Genomic DNA, 8,253 nt, shown 5'->3' with positions numbered 1-8,253 from the left:
TATGTGGGGTTTTTAGGAAGTGATTATAAATAGCCAACTTAAACATTTATAACGTTTTATACTTTGTTTTTTAACTCCCTCAGTAATGGTGTTTTGAAACTAAACTTATATATACGTTTTTATAACTTAATATTATATCGTGCATTAATTGAACAAACGAATCACCTCAAATCCTCCGCTTCTTATGCCGCAAGTTAATCAACTCTTCTAACTGTTTTTGCTCTTTACGGGCTTGTTCATATTGTTGTTTGGCAAGCCATCGTTTTTTCACTTCTTCAAAGCGTTTTACTTGTTGGTTGCTGGCTTGTAGTTGCTGGGCGCTGTGATCACATTCTGCACTCATGACTGCTTGTTCATGCTGGTGATGGTCAATCATGGTCGTCAGCTGTGAGGTTAATTGATTGCAGTTAGTTAGCATGGCGCTATTTATCGTAGCGCCATAAGTTTGTTCTGTGCCCGTATAATGCTGTTTAAGTTGGCTTAATAACTGTAGTTGTTGTTGATAGTTATCTACTTGCTGGCGTTGTTGTTGGTAAATCGCACTGAGTTTGTCGCGCTTTTGTTCTGATAGTCGTTGTAACTGCTCAACCGCTCGTACATTCATAAACCCTTAGTGCTCCGTTGTTGAGGTCGCTGTTTGTGGTGAAAACAAGTTAGCTAATTGGGTTAAGCTCGCTTGATAATCACAGTGCTCACTTACAGGCTGCTGTAAGAACTGTTTTAGCTGAGGTTGCATCATTACCGCTTGATCTAATTCAGGATCTTGTCCTTGTTGGTAGCCACCTAATGGTAATAACTCTTTTACTTGCTGATAGTTCGCATTTAGCTGTCTAAATTGATTCGCAACGGTGACATGGACTTGCTCGGTACAATTGCTCATACATCGGCTGATGGAAGCATTAATATCAATGGCAGGATAATGCCCTTGCTCTGCTAAGGTGCGAGATAACACGATATGACCATCTAAAATGGCGCGAGCAGAATCCACCACGGGATCTTGTTGATCGTCCCCTTCTGCTAACACGGTATAAATGGCGGTTAAGCTGCCGTTGGGATTTTCTCCGTTACCAGCACGTTCTAATAGCTGTGGTAATAAGCTAAATACTGACGGTGGATAGCCTCGTGATGCTGGCGGCTCGCCTAACGCAAGGGCGATTTCTCGTTGCGCCATGGCATAGCGAGTTAATGAATCCATCATCAGTAATACGTCTTTGCCTTGATCACGAAAGTATTCCGCAACTCGATGACAAAGCTTGGTGGCACGTAACCGCATAAGTGGTGATTCATCGGCAGGAGCTGCAATGATCACTGCACGTTTGCGCCCTTCTTCACCAAGATTACGCTCAATAAACTCACGGACTTCTCGACCACGTTCACCAATAAGACCGACCACTATAATATCGGCGGCGGTGAATTGGGTGATCATTCCCATTAAGACACTTTTACCCACGCCACTGCCTGCCATTAAGCCAATGCGTTGCCCTTTGCCAACTGTCAGTAGGCCATTAATCGCTTTAATTCCAACATCTAACGGCGATTCAACAGGTTGACGTTTCATTGGGTTAATGGGTTTGGGCTCTAACGATAAACGCTCACCACCTTGTAGCGGCTCACCATTGTCTAATGGCTCGCCTAACCCATTCACGACGCGACCAATCCATTCATGGCTAACATTAACGGTACTACCGCCCTGCATGGGGATCACTTTCGCGCCTGCGTATAATCCACCGAGTTGGCGCACTGGCATTAAATACGCAATGTTATGATCAAAACCGACCACTTGCGCTTCAATTTGCTCGCCATCATCAGCCACTATTAAGCAACGTTGATCGAGTTTGAAACGACAACCCACCGCTTGCAGCATCAAGCCATTCACTTTCACTAATCGCCCTGTGACCTTGGCAATAGGCACACTATCAAGGGCGGCAAGTGCTGTTAAACTATCGGCTTGAAGGCGGTTCATTCACCCTCTCCTTTACTGGCATGATTTTGATCTTCGGGTTCTTGCTCTACGTTAATCGGTGTTTCCAATGACTGATTTTGTTCGACTAAATGCTGCTGAACATTCTCAATACAGGCTTCTAATCGGGCATCACAACCGACATCTGCTTCTGCGTTATCGGTAATAAGCAGACAGCCTCCAACGGGCAATGCAGGATTAGCAATTAACTTCCAAGCCTCAGGTAAACTCTTGTTAATGGTATGAATGCGATCTATATCTTGTGGATTAAGCTCGATGATGATTTTTTCGGTTTTACCCGGAATCGCCTCTAATGCTTCATCCACTAAGGCGAGAATTTGTTGCGGCATTAATGTTAATTCTGCTCGGATCACTTGCTGTGAGACTTTCTGGACTAAATCGCAAATAAGCTGACGTTGTTGTTTGTCTTTTTCTTGGTGCCATTGTTCTAACTCAAACAAGATTTTCTCTACCGGTCGTACCGCTTGGCTAAAGACTTCTTGCCCTGCTAATTCACCTTGAGCAAAGCCTTGTTGAAAGCCTTCTTTTCGCCCTTCCAGTAATCCTCGTTGATGACCTTGATCGACACCTTTCGCTATTCCTTCATCAAACCCTTTGGCTAAACCTTGCTGAAAGCCCTCATCGAGCTTTTGTTGTAATTCAAACTGACTGTCTTGCCAATTTAATGCAGGATCGCTATCACCAAAGCCATCAGATGAATGGTGATTAACAGGATCGGCAATAGGAGGAAAACGATGTAAACGATATTGCCCCGGTGAGAGCTGCTGAATAGTGACTTTCTTCATCATTACTCCACCGTCATTTCTTGATAAAGCTGAAGATCGATTTCGCCGTTTTCTGCCAGATCTCGTACTTGCTCCATAATAGATTGGCGAGCACGTTCTACTTCACTGACTGGCACTGCACCTTTTAGCGCCATTTCATCTTCTAGGGTTTTCACCATACGTTGTGGCATTGAACGTTTAATGGCTTGTTGTAAGCTGATCTCAGCCCCTTTTAATGCAATCACCCAAGTGGCAACAGGGATCTCTTGCACCAATCTATCCATAGTTGATTCTTTTTGACGCCCAAGCACCATGAAATCAAACATGTTGGTTTCAATTTCATCCACCATCTCTTCATCATGCAGACGGAGTAATTCCATCAATTGACCGCGATCACCTTCGAAACGGTTGATAATATCGGCAACTTGCTTAGTACCTAATATTGGGGCGTTCTGCGCTTGTGACATGTGCGCAATGCAGCGTTCGATCAAATCATGGAGATCGGCTGCGACATCGTGATCAATTTCTTCAAGTTGAGCGATGCGATAAAGAAGCTCATCGTGATAATCCACCGGCATTTTCGCTAACACTTTTGATGATGTTTCTGGCGGTAAATAAGCTAAGAATATTGCCTGCATTTGGGGATGCTCTTGGCTGACATATTTAGCCAGTAATTCTGCATCTACCCACTGTAGTCGCTGCATGTTATTACGCAGCTCATCACCATAAATGTTATTAAGTAGCCCTTTAGCTAAATCATTGCCCAAAGCTTTACGTAAGGTGTTGGAAAGGTATTCTTTCGATGCGCCACGAATGCCACTATGAGCGCGAAAGTCATCAAAGAAATGCTGGATCACGCCTTTCGCACTGTCACTTTGAATACCACTTAATGATGCCATTGCGCGTGTGACACGTTGCACTTCATCACGAGAGAAATGCTTTAATACTTCGGCGGCGGCATCTTCTCCCATTCCGAGCAGAACCACGGCAGTTTTTTCTACAGGTGATAGCGGTGCTGGCGTGCTATCAGTCGGATTTTTTGCTTGCGATTGGCTCATTGACGTTCACCCATTGTTTTAAGACTTCAGCAACACGCTCTGGCTCTTCGTTAGAAATCAGCTGTAAGTGTTTAAGCTGTATTTCTAATGGTGAGCCTTGTGGTGGTAATAAATCAATATTGGCATTTAGTGCGTTATTGGCACTTTCAATCCCTTTCGCAGCTAAACGTTCATTTAATGACTCTTCATGCTCTTGTTCGGCGCGGGTTTTCAGGTTTTCATCGTATTCTTGTGGTATGTCTTCTTCAGCAAACGTTAGCTCTTTACGGCCACGATCAAGCCCTGTTAGATGCGTGATGAGTGGACGTAACACAAAGAAAATCATCGATAAACCAAGAATTCCGCCAATCATGTAGCGTAATGGCTGTTGTACGGTAGGATCTTGCCACCAAGGGATCGCTGGCGGTGCTTCAATAGCGATGGGTGTGAAATTGAAACTTAAAATACTCAAGCTATCGCCACGATCAGCACTGATCCCTACCGCATCTTTGATCATGGCACTAATTTGCTGGGTTTCCGCTTCTGTCCATGCACTGCCATTTGGCGCAGCGGTGGAATTAAGCAGTACTGATACATTGAGTTTATTGAGTTTGCCTTGCTGATATTGCGTATGACGAACGCTACTGCCTAGGGCATATTGGCGGTTGATCTCTGTTCGTTCATTGGTGTTCTTGCTGTCTTTATTTTCTTCTTCACCCGTGACTGGCGGCTTATTACTGAGCGAGCCCGGAACACCTAACGCAATATTATCAATGCTGTTATTTTCTATCCGGTGTTCGTTTTTCACCACTGGCGTTGAATCAACAACCTCTTTAGTTTCTTGTACGTGGCTAAAATCAAGATCGGCTGCAACTTGAACCCGATAATTACTCGGCCCGACAATTGGCGTCAGCATATCTGCAGCACGTTGGATCACCTGCTTTTCGAGATTCTTCTGATAATCGAGATACTTTGCATTCACTTTACCCATTTCAGTCGAGCCAATATCAGCACTGAGTAAGCGCCCATACTGATCAACCACTGACACGTTTTCTGTTTTCATTCCCGTAACGCTACCAGTAACAAGATTGATGATGGCTTCAACTTGTTCGTTTTTTAAATCTTCACCGGGTTTAAGCTCAACCATGACCGAGGCTGTTGGCGCTTCAGCATTGTTGCGAACAAATAGGTTTTTGCGTGGGATCGCTAAATGAACACGAGCATTAGCAATGGCATCAAGGGCTATGATGGTGCGCACTAACTCGCCTTCTAGTCCATGACGGTAACGTGCCGTTTCCATAAACTGGCTAGTACCTAACGAGGAATCTTCTTTTAATGAATCTAACCCTGTTGGCAATTTAGCTTTGATCCCTTTTGCAGCCAGTAACATACGAATTTTGGCGACCTCCCCTTCAGCCACCAGCACTTGTCCATTAGCTTCTTGTAAGCGATAGGGAATACCTTCAGTTTCTAATACTGAGATGATCTCGCCACTATCAAATCGCTCTTGTTGACCATATAGCGGACGATAATTTTGGCTTGAACTCCATAACGCCACCACAATGATCGCAGCAACAATGGCTGCCAACACCGCAGAGAGCACTAGGTTACGTTGGCTGCTGTCCCATAAATTTTTTATATTCTCGATATAAGGGTTTGAGGAGGCTGATTTTACTGACGCTGCACCTGTTGCCGTGTTCGCCATGGTAGGTTGTGCAATGATTTCAGACATAAGCTACACCGGCATTTTCATAACATCTTCAAATGACGCAACCACTTTATTACGCACTTGCATTAAAGCGGAAAAAGACAAACTGGCTTTTTGACTCGCAACCATTGCCCCGACTAAATCATCACTTTGCCCTAACTCAACGGCGGTGATTTTGTCACTGGCTGTTTTTTGATGCTGGTTCACCGTGTTAAGTACACCTGTCATGGCTTGAGAAAATGACAATGGTGCAGGTGTAAACTGAGTATTGGTGGCTTCTACAGTCATCATATTGGGTTTTACGATGAAATCAGCTTGAGTTCGTTGCTGCATCTGCTGCATTTTCTCAAGCATGAGCTGTTCTGATGTTAAAGACGATATTGGGTTATTCGTGGTCATTTAACTCTCCTTTATGCTGCCGAACCTAATACAGCATCAATGTCTATTCCTTGCTCTCGCATTGCCGCTAGTTTGTATCGCAGCGCCCGTGTCGTTACGCCCAGTTGTTGAGCCGTTTTGGTTCGATTACCACCAAATTGCTTGAGGATCTTAATAATGTATTGAAACTCTGCCATTTTCTTTGCTTCAACTCGGCCATTCTCACCACCGGTTTGCGGTAAGTTAGTAGACGATGTGGCATCAACAGGCAACATCAGATCTTGAGCTGTAATGAAATCACCATGACGCATCACTAAAGCCCGTTGCACGACGTTTTCCAATTCACGTATATTGCCCGGCCAGTGATACTGCGCTAATGCAAAACACGCATCTTCCGATAGCTGGCAAGCACTACCCATTTGGTATTTATTTATAAAAAACTGTGCCAAAGGCAGAATATCGGCTGTGCGTTCACGTAACGCTGGCCAATGCAGAGGAAGGACATCTAAGCGATAGTAAAGATCTTCTCGAAACGTCCCTTTTTGAATTTCAACTCGCAGATCTTTGTTCGTCGCCGCTATCACGCGAATATCAAGTGGTACTGTTTTATGGCTACCGACTTTTTCGACTTCACGCTCTTGCAGCACTCGTAATAATTTGGCTTGTAAGCTCGGCGACATTTCCGCAATTTCATCTAATAAAATTGTGCCGCCGTTCGCTTCTTCAAATTTTCCTGTTTGGGTTTGGGTTGCGCCAGTAAACGCTCCTTTAACGTGCCCGAACAGTACTGCTTCTAGCATGGATTCAGGGATCGCTGCACAGTTCACTGCGACAAAAGGTGCTTTAGAGCGGGATGAATGCTGGTGAACGTATTGTGCTAATACTTCTTTACCTGTTCCTGATTCACCAGTGATCAGAACTGTAGCATTCGTACCCGCTGCACGATGAGCTAATTGCAATACCTGCTTGCTGCGCCATGATTCCACTACGATATCGGTTAATGGTTTGTCTAAGGCTTCAACGCGAGATAACAATCCTAGTAATTGCTCAGATTCAAACGGACGCAGTAAATAATCAGTTGCCCCTGCTTTCATCGCTTCTGCTGCCATCATCCCTTGCGCCTGATCGACAATGGCAATGGAAACTGGTGTTGTTCCGTTATGGGTCGCAGACGCTTTTTGATGAAATTGACGAATAAAATCTGTTAATGAGATATCCGTAATATGCGAGCTTACTAAGGTAATAGCCGAGGATGATTGGTATAACGCTGCACGACCTGAGGTGAAATGGTTAACCTGATATCCTTTACTCTCAAGCACAGCAATCATTTGATTGGCGGCATTTAAGTTTGGCTCGACTAATTGAATATTGTTAGGTTGCATTAGCTACCCTTCCTTTTTACTGCTTCTTCCTTGCGGATAGCGCGAATAGTCACGCGACGATTTTTCGCTTTTCCCTGCTGGGTATTGTTATTGGCAACAGGATAACGGGAGCCATGAGATCGTATTTCCATCAATGATGAACGCACACCGTTTTCTCGCAGAATGCTGGCAACATCATCTGCACGGACTTTTGAAATTTGCAGATTGGCAACACTAGAGCCGACATTATCGGTATGCCCATCAATCAATACTCGTTTGATATTTTTGTCGTGTTTTAGATAACTCGCCAAATCCACCAAGGTTTGTTTTTGCGATGAGCTAACAACCCGTTGACCCAAGTTAAATTGCAGCACCACATCCCTTGCATCTCGATATGCCATGGCAGGTAATTGCGCTCGACACTGATTAAAATCCGCCATTGCCTGCGTAATATTGACTGATGGCACAGTGACATCAAACGACTCATTTAACTGCGATGACGTCAGACGAAATCCAAGCCATTGCCCTTGTGCCATCGCTTCAAGTAGATTTTCAATATCATCATAAAAGCTCACTTTGCCTGCTTTTTTAGCCAATCCAATTTCTTCGATCACAACAGGAGGATAATCACTCTCCCAAGGCGATGTCACTTGGCTAAGTATTGCTCGCTCATAAGGCGTTTTAACATGGTAGCTATTAATTTGAACACCTAATGGTTGCCTAGGTTTAGCGACAAAGTTAATAGAACCAAAATGATGAATAGATTGATTTAATGAACAACTAAATTTATCCCCTTTATATTTCCATTGAACTAAATCCATTGGAACAAAAAGCTCTTTCGCAAAGCTATTAAGTGAAAACAATATAAACATGACAGGGAATAATAGTTTTCTTAATGTATAAATCATGAGTGTCATAATAAGCACTCACCTCTTCATAAATTAATCACAGTTTTATTATAGCTAAACAATTGCATATCAAACTGAAATTTAAAACATATTAAACACAGTGATGATATCTATAT

General features: G+C 43.7%; 8 protein-coding genes. All 8 read right to left on the bottom strand.

Going from position 1 to position 8,253, the window contains the following annotated elements; translation table 11 throughout:
- Nucleotides 1-166: 166 nt before the first annotated feature.
- From fliJ to E5A76_RS20125, 8 genes are read right to left on the bottom strand one after another with little or no spacing between them, the layout of a single operon-like run.
- Nucleotides 167-604, bottom strand: a complete 438-nt coding sequence (gene fliJ, locus E5A76_RS20160; protein WP_161120031.1) for a flagellar export protein FliJ — start codon at nucleotides 602-604, stop codon at nucleotides 167-169.
- Nucleotides 605-610: 6 nt separating this feature from the next.
- Nucleotides 611-1,963: a flagellar protein export ATPase FliI gene (gene fliI, locus E5A76_RS20155; RefSeq protein ID WP_161120030.1), complete on the bottom strand. Its 1,353-nt coding sequence runs from the start codon at nucleotides 1,961-1,963 to the stop codon at nucleotides 611-613.
- Nucleotides 1,960-2,769 (bottom strand): flagellar assembly protein FliH, encoded by an 810-nt coding sequence (gene fliH, locus E5A76_RS20150; protein ID WP_161120029.1) that lies wholly within the window; start codon nucleotides 2,767-2,769, stop codon nucleotides 1,960-1,962. The genes fliI and fliH overlap by 4 nt, the downstream gene beginning before the upstream one ends.
- On the bottom strand, nucleotides 2,769-3,803 hold the full coding sequence (locus E5A76_RS20145) for a flagellar motor switch protein FliG (RefSeq protein WP_161120028.1): 1,035 nt from the start codon (nucleotides 3,801-3,803) through the stop codon (nucleotides 2,769-2,771). The genes fliH and E5A76_RS20145 overlap by 1 nt, the downstream gene beginning before the upstream one ends.
- The gene (gene fliF, locus E5A76_RS20140) at nucleotides 3,772-5,514 is read right to left on the bottom strand and encodes a flagellar basal-body MS-ring/collar protein FliF (RefSeq protein WP_161120027.1); all 1,743 of its coding nucleotides are present in this window, start codon (nucleotides 5,512-5,514) and stop codon (nucleotides 3,772-3,774) included. Before fliF ends, E5A76_RS20145 begins: the two co-directional genes overlap by 32 nt.
- 3 nt (nucleotides 5,515-5,517) lie before the next feature.
- A complete protein-coding gene (fliE, locus tag E5A76_RS20135) occupies nucleotides 5,518-5,889 on the bottom strand; it encodes a flagellar hook-basal body complex protein FliE (protein ID WP_107174614.1) in 372 nt (123 codons plus the stop codon).
- 11 nt (nucleotides 5,890-5,900) lie between these two features.
- The gene (locus E5A76_RS20130) at nucleotides 5,901-7,250 is read right to left on the bottom strand and encodes a sigma-54-dependent transcriptional regulator (RefSeq protein WP_161120026.1); all 1,350 of its coding nucleotides are present in this window, start codon (nucleotides 7,248-7,250) and stop codon (nucleotides 5,901-5,903) included.
- Complete coding sequence (locus E5A76_RS20125; protein WP_161120025.1) at nucleotides 7,250-8,146, bottom strand: MotY family protein; 897 nt, start codon at nucleotides 8,144-8,146, stop codon at nucleotides 7,250-7,252. The genes E5A76_RS20130 and E5A76_RS20125 overlap by 1 nt, the downstream gene beginning before the upstream one ends.
- Nucleotides 8,147-8,253: the final 107 nt, after the last annotated feature.

It is taken from the genome of Photobacterium lucens, from assembly GCF_009873615.1.
GTDB classification, from domain to species: Bacteria; Pseudomonadota; Gammaproteobacteria; order Enterobacterales; family Vibrionaceae; genus Photobacterium; species Photobacterium lucens.
Note: the sequence above shows the minus strand (reverse complement) of the source record. Positions and strands in the feature narration are given on the sequence as shown.

Bases quoted from the DNA above. Each gene is read 5' to 3' on its own strand.
- fliI (WP_161120030.1), bottom strand. From the start codon at position 1,963: ATGAACCGCCTTCAAGCCGATAGTTTAACAGCACTTGCCGCCCTTGAT.
- fliF (WP_161120027.1), bottom strand. From the start codon at position 5,514: ATGTCTGAAATCATTGCACAACCTACCATGGCGAACACGGCAACAGGT.
- fliJ (WP_161120031.1), bottom strand. From the start codon at position 604: ATGAATGTACGAGCGGTTGAGCAGTTACAACGACTATCAGAACAAAAG.
- E5A76_RS20125 (WP_161120025.1), bottom strand. From the start codon at position 8,146: ATGACACTCATGATTTATACATTAAGAAAACTATTATTCCCTGTCATG.
- fliH (WP_161120029.1), bottom strand. From the start codon at position 2,769: ATGATGAAGAAAGTCACTATTCAGCAGCTCTCACCGGGGCAATATCGT.
- E5A76_RS20130 (WP_161120026.1), bottom strand. From the start codon at position 7,250: ATGCAACCTAACAATATTCAATTAGTCGAGCCAAACTTAAATGCCGCC.
- E5A76_RS20145 (WP_161120028.1), bottom strand. From the start codon at position 3,803: ATGAGCCAATCGCAAGCAAAAAATCCGACTGATAGCACGCCAGCACCG.
- fliE (WP_107174614.1), bottom strand. From the start codon at position 5,889: ATGACCACGAATAACCCAATATCGTCTTTAACATCAGAACAGCTCATG.